The organism is Paenibacillus zeirhizosphaerae, assembly GCF_030705605.1.
Taxonomy (GTDB): domain Bacteria; phylum Bacillota; class Bacilli; order Paenibacillales; family Paenibacillaceae; genus Paenibacillus; species Paenibacillus zeirhizosphaerae.
In genome coordinates, this window is record NZ_JAPCKK010000030.1 from 34,783 (window position 1) to 50,971 (window position 16,189).

The 16,189-nt window shown below is 50.6% G+C and carries 12 protein-coding genes; 9 read left to right on the forward strand and 3 right to left on the reverse strand.

The genetic code is table 11. From position 1 onward, the window contains the following. The first annotated feature begins 227 nt into the window (after window positions 1-227). A complete protein-coding gene (locus tag OIN60_RS18075; protein WP_305756270.1) occupies window positions 228-2,471 on the forward strand; it encodes a type IA DNA topoisomerase in 2,244 nt (747 codons plus the stop codon). 145 nt (window positions 2,472-2,616) lie between these two features. Here OIN60_RS18075 and OIN60_RS18080 read toward each other — a convergent pair whose 3' ends face one another. Both OIN60_RS18080 and OIN60_RS18085 read right to left on the reverse strand, forming a co-directional pair. Then, window positions 2,617-3,378 (reverse strand): HAD family hydrolase, encoded by a 762-nt coding sequence (locus OIN60_RS18080; RefSeq protein ID WP_370872534.1) that lies wholly within the window; start codon window positions 3,376-3,378, stop codon window positions 2,617-2,619. A 41-nt stretch (window positions 3,379-3,419) separates the two neighbouring features. After that, on the reverse strand, window positions 3,420-4,337 hold the full coding sequence (locus OIN60_RS18085) for an ArsR family transcriptional regulator (protein WP_305756271.1): 918 nt from the start codon (window positions 4,335-4,337) through the stop codon (window positions 3,420-3,422). 235 nt (window positions 4,338-4,572) lie between these two features. Between OIN60_RS18085 and OIN60_RS18090 the strand changes: the two genes are divergently transcribed. From OIN60_RS18090 to OIN60_RS18115, 6 genes are all read left to right on the forward strand, one after another. Beyond that, a complete protein-coding gene (locus tag OIN60_RS18090) occupies window positions 4,573-5,733 on the forward strand; it encodes an MFS transporter (RefSeq protein ID WP_305756475.1) in 1,161 nt (386 codons plus the stop codon). 112 nt (window positions 5,734-5,845) lie between these two features. After that, window positions 5,846-6,571: a phosphonate ABC transporter ATP-binding protein gene (locus tag OIN60_RS18095; protein WP_305756272.1), complete on the forward strand. Its 726-nt coding sequence runs from the start codon at window positions 5,846-5,848 to the stop codon at window positions 6,569-6,571. 14 nt (window positions 6,572-6,585) lie between these two features. Continuing rightward, a complete protein-coding gene (locus OIN60_RS18100) occupies window positions 6,586-7,899 on the forward strand; it encodes a hypothetical protein (protein ID WP_305756273.1) in 1,314 nt (437 codons plus the stop codon). After that, window positions 7,892-8,590 (forward strand): response regulator transcription factor, encoded by a 699-nt coding sequence (locus tag OIN60_RS18105; RefSeq protein ID WP_305756274.1) that lies wholly within the window; start codon window positions 7,892-7,894, stop codon window positions 8,588-8,590. The genes OIN60_RS18100 and OIN60_RS18105 overlap by 8 nt, the downstream gene beginning before the upstream one ends. Then, window positions 8,587-10,026, forward strand: a complete 1,440-nt coding sequence (locus tag OIN60_RS18110; protein WP_305756275.1) for a sensor histidine kinase — start codon at window positions 8,587-8,589, stop codon at window positions 10,024-10,026. Before OIN60_RS18105 ends, OIN60_RS18110 begins: the two co-directional genes overlap by 4 nt. Before the next feature lie 144 nt (window positions 10,027-10,170). Next, window positions 10,171-11,259: a GNAT family N-acetyltransferase gene (locus OIN60_RS18115; RefSeq protein ID WP_305756276.1), complete on the forward strand. Its 1,089-nt coding sequence runs from the start codon at window positions 10,171-10,173 to the stop codon at window positions 11,257-11,259. 114 nt (window positions 11,260-11,373) lie between these two features. Here OIN60_RS18115 and OIN60_RS18120 read toward each other — a convergent pair whose 3' ends face one another. Then, window positions 11,374-12,594, reverse strand: coding sequence for a glucose-1-phosphate adenylyltransferase (locus OIN60_RS18120; RefSeq protein WP_305756277.1), 1,221 nt, complete (start codon window positions 12,592-12,594; stop codon window positions 11,374-11,376). A gap of 159 nt (window positions 12,595-12,753) precedes the next feature. Between OIN60_RS18120 and glgB the strand changes: the two genes are divergently transcribed. Further along, the gene (gene glgB, locus OIN60_RS18125) at window positions 12,754-14,739 is read left to right on the forward strand and encodes a 1,4-alpha-glucan branching protein GlgB (RefSeq protein WP_305756278.1); all 1,986 of its coding nucleotides are present in this window, start codon (window positions 12,754-12,756) and stop codon (window positions 14,737-14,739) included. Further along, the gene (gene glgA, locus OIN60_RS18130; RefSeq protein WP_305756279.1) at window positions 14,736-16,172 is read left to right on the forward strand and encodes a glycogen synthase GlgA; all 1,437 of its coding nucleotides are present in this window, start codon (window positions 14,736-14,738) and stop codon (window positions 16,170-16,172) included. The genes glgB and glgA overlap by 4 nt, the downstream gene beginning before the upstream one ends. Window positions 16,173-16,189: the final 17 nt, after the last annotated feature.

Below are 16,189 nucleotides of genomic sequence, written 5' to 3' on the forward strand. Positions count from 1 at the left end.
AATAAATTTGAGGTTGCGGTGGTTGTCTATTAGACCTCCTTATATATGTTATTTAATATTACATAAACATCACTTTACTGTGCTTTGTTTTTCCTTTAGGAGGATCTTCTTCTGTGGTATAATAGATTGTAATCATGGCATGAAGCTTTCATATACGAAGGCTTTTTTTGCTTCTAAACGGATAGGGTTAAGCCTGCTGAGCTGCAGGCGCAGGGAGGAAGAAGTAGATGAAGACGCTGGTGATAGCTGAGAAGCCTGACATGGGACGGACGATCGCGGCTGTAATCGAACCACGTGCCAAGAACAACCGCAGTTATCTTGAAGGCGAGCGTTACATTGTAACCTGGGCCATTGGGCATTTGCTGGGACTTGCCGAGCCGGATGCTTATGACCCGAAATACAAGCGTTGGAATATCAATGATCTGCCGATTATACCGGAGCATTTCAAAATTGTTCCGAATCCGAAGACCAAGGATCAGTTGAAAACGATCAAGGAGCTGGCCAAACGCTGCAATGCTATTGTTAATGCCTGTGATGCAGGGCGTGAGGGCCAGTATATTTTCGCTCTAATCCAGCAGCAACTAAAGCTACGCCAGCCCGTAAAGCGGCTGTGGATTTCGGATCTGACGGCTGCAAGCATTTCTCAGGGCTTCTCGAATTTGAAGGATGCCTCGGAGTATGAAAACTTAACCCAGGCGGCTCGTGCACGCAGTGAAGCTGACTGGTTGATTGGCATGAACGCTTCGCGCGCTTTTACGACCCGGCATAATGCGCTGCTTTCTGTCGGAAGGGTGCAGACACCTGTGCTGGCCCTGATTTATGATCGTGAGAAGGAGATCGCTGCGTTTGAAAGCCAGACCTTTTACGATGTGCTGGGGTATTTTAAACAGGGACAGACCGAATATAGAGGCATGTGGCAGGGGGAACGCTTGACCGAGCAAGCGAAAGCAGCGGAAATTGCTGCCGCAGTTAAAGGGAAAACAGGCAGCATTTCAAAGTATGAGGTGAAGCCGACTAAGGAGTATCCCTTCAAACTGTATGACTTAACCCTGCTGCAGCGTGAGGCTAACGCCAAATACGGATATTCGGCCAAAAAAACGCTGGATCTTGCGCAGGCTTTGTATGAGCGTCATAAGGTGATTACTTACCCGAGAACGAACTCCAATTATGTGACGGAGCAAAATATCGAGGGCATGCATAAAACACTTCATATGCTGAAAGCGGGTCCGTATGCTGAGCTTGCGCTTAATGCCAATGCGGGAATTGTTCATAAACAAAATAAATCGGTATGCAATCCGGCCAGGGTTGAGGACCACCATGCAATTCTTCCGACGTTGAAAAAAGCAGGCACACTCAGCAAGGAAGAGCAGAACGTCTACGATCTAGTAGTACGCCGCTTCCTGTCCCACTTCTATCCGCCAGCGGAATACAAGGTGCACACCGTGCTGACGCGGGTGGAGCAGCATACATTCAAAACGGGCATCAAGGAGCTCGTTTCACTTGGTTGGAAGGTTGTGCTCGAAGCCTCGCCGGACAAAGAGAAGAATTCAGGCAAGCGTGGCAAAAAGGATGAGGAAGAAGAGACGGAAGAGTGGACGGAAGGACATTTTGAACTCGATGCCTCCCGGCCGGTCGAGTGTACCAAATCAGAGGCGAAGGAGAAGGCGACCCAGCCTCCTAAAAGCTACACGGAAGGCACTTTGCTGAAAGCGATGGAAAGCGCTGGTAAGCAGATGGAGGATGAGGAGCTGCGCGAGGTGATGAAGGATGCCGGTCTCGGTACGCCTGCCACCAGAGCTGCCACCATTGAGCGGCTCAAGAAGGTCGGTTACATCGAGATGAATGGCAAGCGTATTCTGGTCACGGAAAAGGGAAAGACGGCCATCGAACTCATCCGGCATGCCGGAGTAGAACTGCTGGCGAGTCCGGAAATGACCGGACAATGGGAGCGCAGATTGAACCAGATCTCCAAGGGAGAGGCTGCCCAGGAGAAGTTCATGGAAAATGTAAAGAAATTTACGTTTTCGGTCATTGAAAAGGTGAGGAGACAAGCACCGGCTTCTGCGGATTCTTTCGGCACGGAAAGTGGCAGTCGGACGCGCAAAGGGCGTATTGGCGGTTCAGGGACCGGAAGAGCAGGAAGTTCGGGAAGCGCTCGAAGCAGCGCCGCCACGACAGCGACCCTGCCGGCCGAGCGGGCCAAGCTTGGGGACTGTCCCCGTCCAGGCTGCGGAGGAACGGTCATAGAAGGACGGAAGGGATATGGCTGCACCCATTTCAAGCAGGGCTGCGGTTTTGTCATCTGGAAGGAGTACAAAGGCAAAAGGCTGTCGGAATCGATGCTGAAATCGCTACTGAGCAAAGGCCAGACCCAGTTGCTGACGTTCAAACGGGCCGACGGCTCGGCTGTGAAAGCCAGAATTGTACTGGAGGATGCGCCGACCGGCAGACTGGGAGTTCAAAGGGAATAACGGGTGGGGGGACAAGCCATGAACAAAGAAGAACAGGTCATAATGGGTAAGGCTCATCTTGAGGCTGTTCCGGAGCTGCGCTCGTATTTGCGCCAACTCAAGCTGCTGCTGACCTAGATTATTGTCTGTAGCGCAAAAAAAGACCCTAGCCGAGGGTCTTTTTTTGCTGGTGGATTTGAATGCTTTCATGGATCACACGCGGAACTTCTGTAAGGGTGTTGATCGTATACATCACGGAGGCTGGCTTCTGCTGCAGCTCAACCATGTTATAGACCCATTCCTTCTCCTGCTTCAGATAGATCGCATGGATTCCCGCTTCGAGCGCCGGTGAGATGTCTGTGCGCAGCGAGTTGCCAATCATCCAGGTCACGCTGCGGTCAAACTGGTTTAATCGCAGGATCTCCTCGAGAGCCTCCACATTTTTGTGCTGGCGGATGAAAATCCGGTCTTCGAAGTAGCTGGCCAGCTTCATCTTGTCAATCTTTCTCTGCTGTATTGCAGGTTCTCCACCGGTGTACAAATATAGAATATGACCGGCTTTTGACAGGGACTCAAGGGTTTCCACCATGCCGGGATAAGGCTCCACTTCCTGATCATATACGCTTCTTCCCAGCAAGAGGAGCTGTTCCTCTTCTGTTTTCACGGGCTCGCGCTTGTAGGCTCGGCAGAAATACAGATACGTTTCAATCAACGATCGGGGAAAATGTTCGCTGGCAAAGCCAAGTTTGTTCACACCGGCCACATCAATTTCGATCTGCTTCTCGCGGATTTCCTCAGTGGTCAGGCGCTCTCCTGCAAACCATTCCTGAAGGGTCTCGTAAAACTGGTCAAGAATCAGATCAAAGTACTTGTTGCAGTATATTAGTGTATCGTCCAAATCAAATATAATTTGCTGCTGTGGTATCATAATCTATTGATTTCCTCCCTGACGACCGGATACACAATGGGTCAAATCCGGACGTATGATTCCAAAAACATTTGCAGATCCGAGCTGCCCTCGGGGCGTATGCTGAACTGTTCCTTGCCATACCGGCCGATGTGAATACGCAACAACCCGGCCACTCTAAGAATCATCAGATCAGACATAAGCTCTTCATCCGGCTGTTTTAAATCCCGGCGCATGTCAGACAGCGATCTGGGCTTGCCGGCGAAGTAACGGAGCAGGCGCAGACGCTGCGGGTCCGCCACAGCCTGGGTTAATCTTAATAAGATCGTAGGCGGCTCATTCTCGTCTTCTTCGGGGATGTCGACAGGATACTGGATCAGCAGCATCCTGCTGTAAAAGCAGTACGTATTAATGGGCCGATTGTGCACACTCGGAAAAAGAACGACCGTATCCAGGTCCTGCAGCGGGGGGACCACTAACCCGGCCGTGGCATACTCCACGAGGGCATCCGGGTCCATTTTACCCAACAGCCTTTTTTTCTCCTCGGCATCCTCAAAAGCGATGGCCCGCAGCTCCCCTTCTTGCTGACGAAAATACTCCTTGTCCCACGCGCGGAGAAGGGGGACATAAACACGCCGGATTCTGACGGATTCCTCCAGCGTCAGAAATGGCAGATGATGAAAGATTTGCTCATGCAGAGACTGGTCGTTACTGCTGTCCAGGTAGGTTAGAAAATCTGCGATTTCATTGCATCCCGGCCTGGAAAAGGCCCATGCATATAGAACATCGTAATCATTAAAGGGCAGCTCTCTGGCTGCGTCGATTGCATGTTTAACTTCAGAAGATAGTTTGTGATCTACCTGCTCAATCCATGCGATTCCGAGATCCAGATCCCGTACCCATTTTTTTGTGACGTATACCATAAAGCTTCCGAGCAGCTCATATATCGGAGATGCGTCAATTTTGACCTCGTAGCTCATGCGACAAAATGCCTCCTGTCAAACAGCCTACTATTGTAACCTTGAAATATTGCGTCAACACTCATTATCGCTTGTTTTGCCGGACGTTGTCCACTATAATATGAACTTACCGTGTCGTCATCAGTGACCCGGCTTACTGAGATTAATTTAGTAGGCGGGACATGAGTGACGATTTATTTTTGTCCAGGGAGGTTATTTTTTGTCGTCTTCTTCGCATCCTAGAGCGCCATCGTCCATGAGGCTGCAATATTTTATTCTGATATCCGTCATTATTGTCGCGGGTTTGAGCCAGGGTCTCCTTCTACCTGTGCTGTCCATTTTTCTGGAGAAAATGGGTGTCTCCTCATCGCTGAACGGGCTGAACGCCGCGGCCCTGTATATTGGGTCCTTCGGAATGACCCTGATCGCGGAAAGAGTGCTGGGGAGGATCGGCTTCAAAAAGCTGATGGCCGGCGGGCTTGCGCTCGTGCTGGTCACGCTGATGATTTTTCCGCTCGTGCCTGATATCAAGCTGTGGTTTCTTCTTCGTCTGGCCGTAGGCATCGGTGATAGCGCGCTGAATTATGCGGCACAGTTGTGGGTGCTTCTGATGACACCAGCCGAACACAGAGGACGCAATATTTCATTTTACGGCATGTCGTACGGTCTTGGATTCAGCATCGGCCCGCTGGGCATTAAGCTGCTGGATTTCGGAGTGCTCGTGCCGTTTGCGGTCCTTTCCGGTCTGTTCCTGCTTGTGCTTCTACTGGTGCTATGGAAGCTTCCGGACTCCAAGCCGGTCAGGCAGGAGGGGGAAGAGAAGCGGACAGGACGTTTCAGGCTCAGCTATGCATGGGCATGGTACGCACTGCTGCCCGCCTTCCTGTATGGTTATATGGAGGCGAGCCTCAACAGCAATTTCCCGGTTTACGGCCTGCGGCTGGGGATGGATAACGGACAGATTTCAACGCTGCTGCCGTTTATCGGATTAGGCGGATTGCTGCTGCAGATGCCGCTTGGCCTGCTGAGCGACCGGCTAGGACGCAAGAACATTCTGATGTTTACCGGGATTGCCGGGGGGCTGATCTTCATGCTGGTTCCGCTGGCAGGAACCCAATTTGGCTGGAATCTAGTGCTGCTGACGGTGGCTGGCGGCTTGGTCGGCTCCTTTTTCTCGCTTGGTCTGGCGTATGCGGCCGACATGTTGCCGAGGTCGATGCTGGCTGCAGCGAACGTCATCGCCTCATTTCATTTTAGTCTGGGCAGCATTGTCGGTCCCAATATAGGGGGCGCCGTTCTTGACTTTGGCCCGCTGGGCGGCATGTTTTGGCTGCTGGGAGGAAGCTATGTTTTGTTCGGTCTGCTCGGGGGACTGTTCCGGCGGTCCGCATCAGGCGATGTCGCTCGACCTATGTAGTGATCCATATTCAGGAACATTCGTTTGCATGGAAATTGATCTTTGTTTACAATAAACTAGGGAAAGAAGCTGGTCTTCAAATACGTTGATGCGGACAGAAGGGGAATATCCGATGATCAGAATAAGGCAGCTCACCAAACATGTCGGAGCGGACAGAATTCCAGTGCTGCGCAATATAAGCGCGGACATCCAGTCCGGTGAATTTATATCGCTTGTGGGACCAAGCGGAAGCGGCAAAAGCACATTGCTGCGCTGTCTTGCATTGAAGGAAACGTGGGACGGCGGCAGTTTGATAATAAACGGAGAGGATATACTTAAGCAGGGAATTTCCGGGAAGCTTAAGCAAAGACAGGAGTGGGCGTTTCTGGAGCAGAATCCGTATGTGAATCTGAACCGGACCGCACTTAAAAACGTATTGATCGGAAGAGCGGGCCAGACCCCTGTCTGGAGAATGATCACGGGGATGGTCCGTTCCGATGATTATATGGGAGCAATGGACACGCTTGAACAGCTCGGACTGTTGGATAAAGCGCATGATAAATGCGAGAAACTAAGCGGAGGAGAGCGGCAGCGGGTGGCCATAGCCCGCGCGCTGGTGCACGGTGCTAAGGTCATTTTGGCGGATGAGCCGGTTAACGGCCTTGATCCTGCCGCAGCAGACCGTGTGCTCGACACGCTGCGGACGCTGTGCAAGCAGGAGCGGATCACCGTCATCAGCGTGCTTCCGCTGGAAACGGCCGAGCGTTTTGCTTCCCGGATCTGGGGGCTTCAGGGAGGAGAAATCGTCTTTGACGTTCAAGGACGAAGATTAACTTTCGGGGAGAAAAATATGCTGTGAACGGAAGTGAATGCATGTTAACAAAACTGCGCGCACTGGCATTCGCAGGGGTCTTGCTCGCCACGGCTTTTCTGTTGTCTGGCTGCGCCACTGGTAACGATTCGGACCCGGTTTCCTTGATGAGAGAGCCGCTGCTGCCGGACGAAAATCAGAAGCTGCACGGTGTCATTACCTCACAACTGGCCGGGAATCAAATCGTCAGCCCTAGGGATCCGGAGGATACGACTTCCATCCGGGTGGGCGATTTAAATAACGACGGGGTTCAGGAAGCCGTCTTGTTCTATGAGACACCTGAAGATGAAAATGTGCGCATTCACGGCATGCTGCTGGAGAATCAAGGCGGCACCTGGGTCAAGAAGCTGACTTTTAACGGGGCGGGCCTTGTGCTGGAATCGTTCAAGCTCGTGGACGTGACGAATGATGGCACCATCGATATTGTGGCCGGTTTCTCGCGTGGGGAAGAGGATTCTGAGAACAACCTGATCGTCTATTCCTATACCGGCGGTACATTGGAGACCGTCTGGCAGATGCCATATTCCCATTTTGTGGTGGATGATAACAAGCAAAAACCGATGGATTTGAATGGTGACAAGGTAACGGATATCACCATTATTTCTTTTTTGCGCAACGAATATTTCACAGTAACAACCTATCAATATAACAATGGCTTTCGGGAAATCGGACGCCTCGACCTGGAGAGCCAGGTATCCAGTGTGTACAATGTGGTGGCGGGGCAGGTAGCCGAGAATAAGACGGGGCTGATTATTGATACGATGATTACCCAATCCGCTTCGGTTTCCAATATTATCATCATGAAGGGCGGCCAGATGCAGCGGCTTGATCTGGTGGATCATACGTACAGGGACGGCATTATTTTGAGTGAAGATGTGGACAAGGACGGAATTCTCGAATTCGGACTGCTTGAACGGCCGGCAGGCTGGGAGGATGCTGATCCGGTTGAGGTGCCTTACTTTGTAACCTTTTACCAGTGGGACGGTGAACGGGGCACGATTTTCAAGCTGCAGCAGTACCGTGATACCCAAAACCTGTTTATTGTAAGCATTCCAAATGATTTGCATGGAAAAGTGACTATTGACCGCAACTCCGATAGAAAACGCTATTTGCGCTTTGTAAGGATTGAAAATGGTGAAGTGCTTGCAGAAATCAAATTTTTCTCGCTTTCACAATGGGATGAGCACAAAGGGGATTGGGAGGAGATGGTGCGTACGAGCGGCCAGGTCGTAGGCATCAAAGAGTCTGGAGCATTTAAACCTAAAATCGTAAATATGTTAAATACAGCGGCGGAAAGGGAGGAGAGCAGTGAGTAAAGTTTTGATTTTAGAGGATGAAGAATCCATTCGCAGTTTTATCGTCATTAACCTGAAGCGCAATGGATTTGAAGTGCTGGAAGCAGGTGATGGGCACGAGGCTCTTAACCTGCTTACATCGGTGCCGGATATAGATATCGCGCTGCTGGATGTGATGGTGCCGGGCATCGACGGCTTTGAAGTATGCCGCAGAGTGCGTGAAACGAATGAAAGGATTGGCATTATTTTTCTGACAGCCAAGGTTCAGGAGCAGGATAAGGTATATGCTCTCTCCGTAGGCGCGGACGACCATGTCAGCAAGCCTTTCAGCCCGACAGAGCTGATTGCACGCATTCAGTCGCTGTTAAGACGGGTTAACGTGCACCGCGAGACAGCAGCCAGGGTGTCATTCCATTCCGGCCCGTTTACGCTCGATCTGATCTCCAAGCAATTCAAAAAGAACGGTCAGGCGATTGAACTGACACCGACTGAGTTTTCACTGATCCAGTTTTTCCTGGAAAAAGAAAATACGCCGCTCAGCAGGGATGTGCTGCTGGATCATGTCTGGGGCAAGGAGTATATGGGTGACCCGAAAATTGTGGATGTGAACATCCGGCGGCTGCGCCAGAAGATTGAATCCAATCCGTCCGAGCCCGCTTATTTGCAGACTGTATGGGGACACGGATATAAATGGAAAGGTCAGGGTCAATGATTAAGAAAGGAATCCGCAGGCAGATCGTCCTGCATTACTTCTTTGTGGTGTTTCTCGCTCTGCTGCTGGCGGAGGTCGTTTTCCTATTTGCGATGAGAACCTACTATTATGACACCATCTACCGGCATATTGAATTGCATGCGGATTATGTGTCTGATCTTACCCAGCCTTTGCGCATGCCGGGGCAATCCCTGAACGCGAATATGATTAACAACTTCAAGATAGAAAGAACACTGCTGGAGGTACTCGACGAGCAGGGAAACGTCATTATCAATTCCTCGGGCTTTGAATCCAAGCGAAAAATTCAGACCAGTGACGTGGCGCAGGCTCTTACCGGAGGAACCGGCCGTTGGGTTGGCAAACAATCAGGGACAGGCCAGCAGGTGATGGCGGTATCCAAAAAGCTGTCAGGCATCAGCGGCGATGAAGTCTATATTCTTCGTTACGTGACCTCGCTTCAGGCCGTAAACGACAGAATCTTTTATATTACGCTGCTGTCTATCAGTGTAGGGGCTGCGGTATTGACGATCGTTCTGATTTTCAGTATCGGTCTGGCCAACTCCATTGTGCGGCCGCTCAATGATATTACTGAAGTGTCGGCACAGATGGCCAAAGGAAAATTTGATGTCCGCATTACGGGCAATTACCGTCATGAGCTCGGTGAGCTTGCTTCGACACTGAACTATATGGCGCAGGAGGTCGTGCATACCAATCAGGTGAAGGATGATTTCATCTCTTCCATTTCCCATGAGCTGCGAACGCCCTTGACCAGCATTAAAGGATGGAGCGAGACGCTCAACTCCGGGGGATTTGATCCCGATGAGACCAAAATCGGCATGCAGATTATCTCTAAGGAAACGGATCGATTGATCGGTCTTGTGGAAGAAATTCTTGATTTCTCCAAATTACAGAGCAATGAGATGAAGCTGGTTATGGGAAGCGTCGATCTGCGGGAGCTGCTTCAGGAGATTATGCTGAATGTATGGGCTAAAGCGGAGCTGAAGAAAATCAAGCTTAGTCTTGATGTTGAGGAACGGCCATATCTTGTCCATGGGGACGGTAACCGGCTCAAGCAGGTATTTCTGAATATCGTGGATAATGCAGTCAAGTTCTCTCATGAAAGCTCCTCTATTTATATCACGATCAGAAAAGAAGACCAGCAAATGGCCGTGTCCATTCAGGATACAGGCATCGGGATCAGTGAGGAGCATCTGCATAAAGTGCGGGACCGCTTCTTCCAGGTTGACCACCAGAATGGAGGAACGGGACTGGGCCTTGCCATTTCTCAGCAGTTTGTTGAACGTCACGGTGGCGAGTTACTGATGAACAGCGTGCTGGGGCAAGGAACAACCGTTACGGTAAAGCTTCCCGCGCTGGAAGAGCCGAGCGGCACGACCGATATCAGCGAGGCCGAACCCGCTCAGCAACCCAATTGATCAGCTTTGTAGGACTCTGCGATGGACGCAGGGTCCTTTATTTTTTTTAATCCTGAAAGCGGGCAGAAAAACTTCTTGTACAGCACACCGTTTTTTTTGGTATCATGTTAATCAATATACATAAGGAAGCGGGGACTCCTAAAAATGCATCATGCCAGGACCGTAGATACAGCCCCTACGAAGCTGGGGTTATTACATATCCAGGAAGCGGATCCATCGCAGGCTGGCATAGTGACGGCCCTGCTGCAGGAAGCGGCGGGCTGGATGTCAGAACAGCAAATTAAGCAGTGGGACCGTTCTTTGTTTACCGAACAGCTTATCAGCGAATACTTTGCGAACAGAAAGGTGTATATCGCCTATCTTAATGACGAGCCTGCCGGCATGTTCACATTACAGGAGGACGACTCTGCATATTGGAAGGACCGCAATGACAGCAGCTTCGGTTATTTGCACCGGCTGACAGTCCGCAGATGCTATAGCGGGGCGGGCATTGGTGAAAGGCTGCTGCGAGCAGCAGAAAATATTGCGTCCGATGCGGGGAAGAAGGGACTTCGTCTGGATTGCAGAGCGGACAATCCGAAGCTGAACACGGTGTATCAGAAGCAGGGCTTCCGCTTTATGGGCATTTCGGATATGGGTGAATATCATGTCAACCTTTATGAGAAGCAGCCGAGGCAGGAAACCGACAGCGATGTGCGACTGGTATATATGTTGGACGAGGATTTACCGCTCATGCAGCAGTGGGCAAGCTCGGCGGAATTTCAATTGCAGTGGAGCGGCTCCACCTGGGAGCATCCGTTGCAACTGGCTATGTTGAAGCAGTACATGGAGGATGCCAACAATTCTGCCGCTTCGGGCAAGCTCGTGTACAAAGTCCTGCACGGCTTGTCCGGCGACGTAATTGGAACGATTTCCATTGGACTGGACAGACGTAATCTGTCGGGGCGGGTCGGTAAAGTGGTGATCGGCCACCCCGAGTACAGAGGCAGAGGCTGTGGGACCAGGTTGATCGAAGAAGCGCTGCGCATCGGTTTTGCAGGTCTGCAGCTCCACCGCATAACCTTGGCGGTATTTGATTTTAACGAATCGGCGATTCGTGCCTACGAACGCGCTGGCTTTCAGCGGGAGGGATTGATGAGGGAGTGCGCCAAGATAGGCGAAAGCTATTGGAGCACCATTGAAATGGGAATTCTTCGCAGAGAGTGGGAGCAAAGAATAACGGCTCAACGCTGATTATACACGCAACGGCAGAGTCTTCTCAGCATACAAAAGGGTCTCCCCAGGCCATTGACCTTTTGGGAGCCCCATCTTGTGAAGATCTAAATTTTTTGCTGGAAATGTCTTCTGTTAAGATGAAAGTCCTTCGGCACGCCGACGGGCGTTCTTCTCAAATGCATCCTTCAGCAGGCGGGTAGCTTGCGGACGAACGGCAGGTTTACCAAGGACGGTTTCATAAGGGCCGATAACAACAATTTCGTTGGCAGATCCCTTAATGACAGCCCCATCCTTAATGATGGCGCCCTCTCCGATAATTGCCCGCTCAATGATCACATTGCGGCCGATTTTCGCATTTGGCATCACGACACTGTCTGTAATCCGGGTGGATTTGCCGATCTCTACACCACAGAAGACAACAGAGCCGTTGGCAGTACCCTCCATGCTGCAACTGTCATGGACAAGGCAGTTGTTCAACCGCGGTGTGGTATTGCTGCGTGCGCTGAGCTTGGGCCGCCATTCGCGGGTAAACATCGGCCAGTCCTGACGGTTCAAATCAATCTCGCAAGCATCCGTAAGCAGGTCCATGTGGGAATCCCATAAGCTTTGGACCGTGCCCACATCCTTCCAGTAGCCTTGGAATTCATACACGCATACAGGCTCCTCATCAGAGATCATTTTAGGAATAATATCCTTGCCGAAATCATGGCTGGAGCTGTCGTCCGCCGCATCCTCAATCAAATGCTGTTTAAGGTAGCTCCATTTGAACAGATAGATGCCCATGGAGGCCAGGTTGCTTTCCGGCAGCGCCGGTTTCTCGTCGAACCGGGTAACATGCTTATGCTCATCTGCAGTCAAGACGCCAAAGCGGCTCGCGTCCTCCCAAGGCACCTCCATCACGGAAATGGTAGCGGCAGCTCCTTTCGTCTTATGAGCTTCCAGCATTTCACGATAATCCATATAATAAATATGATCGCCGGAAAGAATGAGCACATGCTCCGGATTCTGCTGATCGATATACTCCAGATTTTTATAAATGGCGTCGGCCGTACCCACATATTCGGAGCTGCCTGTATGATATGAAGGAAGGAGTGTTATGCCTTTATCTCCTGTGCTATTTAAGCTCCATGGCTCACCCTCACCAATATGCTGGTGAAGAGACTCCGCTTCGTATTGAGTCAACACACCGACCGTATCGATTCCAGAGTTTACGCAGTTACTGAGAGGAAAATCGATAATCCGGTAGCTGCCACCGAAAGGAACGGCGGGTTTGGCTATGATTGAAGTCAGCGGTGCCAAGCGGCGTCCTTCTCCGCCAGCGAGTAACATGGCAATGCATTCTTTATTGTACATAATCGATTCCCTCCCGAATTTTTGTCAATGTAGTACATACATAAACGGAATTAGGCACTCTTGAAACGATTAAAATCACAGCCGCAAAAATCCTTTTCAAACTGGGCACAATGGGGTAATAAGTTAGGTATAGTTTAACTATGTAAAGCAGGTGATCATTTGGAAGAGCCAACCCATACCATCCATCCGGCCGGTCTGCGGGCTGACGGAGCGGTTTCTGATCAGGATATATATCTGTTCCATGAAGGAACCCATTATAGCGCCTACCGCTTCCTGGGTGCTCATATTACTGAAGAAAACGGTGAAAAGGGCGTCCGCTTCACCGTGTGGGCGCCAAATGCGCTGCATGTAGGTCTTGCAGCGGACATGAATCATTGGAACGGCTCGAACCATTCCTTATATAAGGTACCCGAATCGGGATTGTGGAGTCGCTTTTTTGTGGGGGTCACGGAAGGAACTTTTTACAAATATGACATTACAAGTCCTAACGGCGAGCGTTTCCTAAAAGCTGACCCCTGCGCAGTCCGGGCTGAACTGAGACCTGCCACGGCTTCCGTAGTGGCTGAGCTGAACGGGTATACATGGTCTGACGCGGCATGGCGCCGCAAAAAACGAAATCCTTACAGCAAGCCGGTGAACATCTACGAAATTCACCTGGGCACATGGCGGCAGAAAGCAGACGGCAGCTTCTATACCTACAGGGAAATCGCAGATTTGCTGGTACCTTATATTCAGGAAATGGGGTACACACACATTGAAATTATGCCCCTTAGCGAACATCCTTATGACCTATCCTGGGGATATCAGCTGACAGGCTATTTTGCGCTAACGAGCAGATACGGAAGTCCGCATGATTTCATGTATTTTGTAGATCAATGCCATCAGGCGGGAGTTGGCGTCATTCTGGATTGGGTACCGGCTCATTTCGCCAAAGATGCGCATGGACTTCGTTTGTTCGACGGATCACCTCTCTTTGAGTATGCCGATCCTCTAACGGCCGAAAAACCGGGATGGGGGACGCTCACCTTTGACTTCGGCAAACCGGAAGTTCGCTCTTTCCTTATTTCCAACGCGCTTTTCTGGATGGATGTGTATCATATTGACGGTCTGCGGGTCGATGCGGTAACAAGCATGCTCAGGCTGGATTTTGAGAAGGAAGAAGGCAGCTTCTGCCGCAACGCCAAAGGGGGAATCGAGAATGAGGAAGCCATTTCTTTCCTACAGCAACTGAATGAGACGGTATTCAACGACTATCCCTATGCTATGATGATGGCCGAGGAATCGAGTGCTTGGCCGGGTGTTACCCGAATGACGAGTGAAGGGGGTCTGGGATTTAACTATAAGTGGAACATGGGCTGGATGAACGATACGCTCAAATACATGGAAACCGATTTTCACGAACGACCCCGACGTCATAATCTGCTGACATTTCCTATATGTTATGCGTACTCAGAAAATTTTACGCTCCCTTTATCGCATGATGAGGTTGTACATGGCAAAAAATCTTTACTGGATAAAATGCCAGGCACTTATGAGCAAAAATTTGCGGGATTGCGGCTACTACTCGGCTATCAAATAACATCGCCGGGCAAAAAACTGCTTTTTATGGGTGGGGAATTCGGCCAGTTCATTGAATGGAAGGACCAGGAGGCGCTGGATTGGTTCCTGCTTGATTATGAAAGTCACCGCAAGCTGCACAGTTATACGGTCGCTTTGAATCATCTGTATCTGCGGGAAAAGGCGCTGTGGGAGTTGGATCATGCATGGGAAGGCTACCAGTGGATCAGTGCGGACGATCAGGAGCAGAGTGTCATTAGCTTCATCCGAAAAGGAAAGAAAAAAGGGGACGCTTTGCTCATTTTGATCAACTTCCAGCCTGTGGAGCGGGTGAATTATCGGATTGGGGTGGAACGCCCAGGCGGCTATGCGGAAATTTTTAATAGCGACCGGGAGGAATTCGGAGGTGGCGGCTCAGTCCACACGGATACGCTGCGTACGGTCAAGATTCCCTGGCATGGACAGCCGCAAAGTCTTGAATTGACACTTCCGCCGCTTAGCATGGTTATACTGAAAAAGGCGCCTGTACGCAGAAAGACTGCAGAGCCGCAGTCTGCAGCCAAATCAAGGAGGAGGAAACCACTGTGAATATTTTATTTGCCGCCGCTGAAGTACATCCTTTTATCAAAACCGGGGGGTTGGCCGACGTCATAGGAGCTCTGCCGAAGGCCTTGCTCAAGGCAGGCAACGATGTTCGCGTGATTTTACCAAAATATTCGGGTATTCCGGAGTCATACCAAAAAAACATGAAGCAGGTCGCTCTGAAGCAGGTGCAGATGGGCTGGCGGAATCAATATTGCGGTATTGAGCAACTGACGCTGGACGGGGTCAAGGTCTATTTTGTCGACAACGAATACTATTTTGCCAGGGACGGTATTTATGGATATATGGACGATGGCGAGCGTTTTTCCTTCCTGAATAAGGCCATCTTGGACGTGCTTCCGGACTTGGGATTTAAGCCGGATATTCTCCATTGTCATGACTGGCATACAGCGATGATCCCTTTGCTGCTGCGTGATCAGTACGGCCACCATGATTTTTATCAAGGGATCAGAACAGTGTTCACCATACATAATCTGTTGTACCAAGGCGAGTTTCCGTATGAAGTGTTGACGGATCTGCTCGGTCTGGACAGCAGGCACTTTCATATGGAGGGTGTCGAGCATTACGGCAGAGTGAATTTCATGAAAGCAGGTCTTGTCTACTCCGATCATGTAACGACAGTAAGCCCGACGTATGCCCATGAGATTCAAACTGAAGCTTACGGATACGGGATGGAGGGCCTGCTGCGCAAGCTGGGCTACGAGGGGCGTTTAAGCGGCATCGTCAACGGTATAGATGTAAAAAGCTATAATCCGACCAGCGATCCGCATATTTATGTCAAATATCGCAGCAGTCTGACCAAGAAACGGGAGAATAAAATCGGGCTGCAGAAGGAGCTCGGACTGCCCGTGCGACCGGATGTCCCGTTGATTGCTATGGTAACCCGACTGGTTAATATGAAGGGTCTGGATCTGGTTACCCGGGTGCTGGATGAGATGATGTATTACGATGACTTTCAGTTTGTCGTTCTCGGCACAGGTGATCCCTCCTATGAACGCTGGTTCAGCAATGCAGCCGAACGTTATCCGCTGAAAATGTCCACCCAGATCCGATTCAGCGAGGAACTGTCCCGCAAAATTTATGCGGCCAGTGACATGTACCTGATGCCCTCCCGTTTTGAACCCTGTGGCATTAGCCAACTGCTGGCGCTTCGTTATGGCAGCATCCCGATTGCGAGGGAGACAGGCGGCCTGAACGATACCGTTCATGCTTATAACGAATTGACCGGGGAAGGCAACGGCTTCAGCTTCGAGCATTACAACGCGCATGATATGATGCATACGATCCGCAGAGCCCTCGCTTTTTTTCGTCAGCCGGAGCATTGGCAGCGGATCGTACAGACTGCCTTTAAGGGGGATTACAGTTGGGGGGTATCCGCTGAAGCTTATATGGACATTTACCGTAGCCTCCAAGCCTAAATATAAGCAAAAAACAG

Excerpts from the sequence above, each read along its gene's own strand:
- OIN60_RS18075 (WP_305756270.1), top strand. The coding sequence starts at position 228 with ATGAAGACGCTGGTGATAGCTGAGAAGCCTGACATGGGACGGACGATC.
- OIN60_RS18110 (WP_305756275.1), top strand. The coding sequence starts at position 8,587 with ATGATTAAGAAAGGAATCCGCAGGCAGATCGTCCTGCATTACTTCTTT.
- OIN60_RS18100 (WP_305756273.1), top strand. The coding sequence starts at position 6,586 with ATGTTAACAAAACTGCGCGCACTGGCATTCGCAGGGGTCTTGCTCGCC.
- OIN60_RS18090 (WP_305756475.1), top strand. The coding sequence starts at position 4,573 with ATGAGGCTGCAATATTTTATTCTGATATCCGTCATTATTGTCGCGGGT.
- OIN60_RS18080 (WP_370872534.1), bottom strand. The coding sequence starts at position 3,378 with ATGATACCACAGCAGCAAATTATATTTGATTTGGACGATACACTAATA.
- OIN60_RS18115 (WP_305756276.1), top strand. The coding sequence starts at position 10,171 with ATGCATCATGCCAGGACCGTAGATACAGCCCCTACGAAGCTGGGGTTA.
- OIN60_RS18085 (WP_305756271.1), bottom strand. The coding sequence starts at position 4,337 with ATGAGCTACGAGGTCAAAATTGACGCATCTCCGATATATGAGCTGCTC.
- OIN60_RS18095 (WP_305756272.1), top strand. The coding sequence starts at position 5,846 with ATGATCAGAATAAGGCAGCTCACCAAACATGTCGGAGCGGACAGAATT.
- OIN60_RS18120 (WP_305756277.1), bottom strand. The coding sequence starts at position 12,594 with ATGTACAATAAAGAATGCATTGCCATGTTACTCGCTGGCGGAGAAGGA.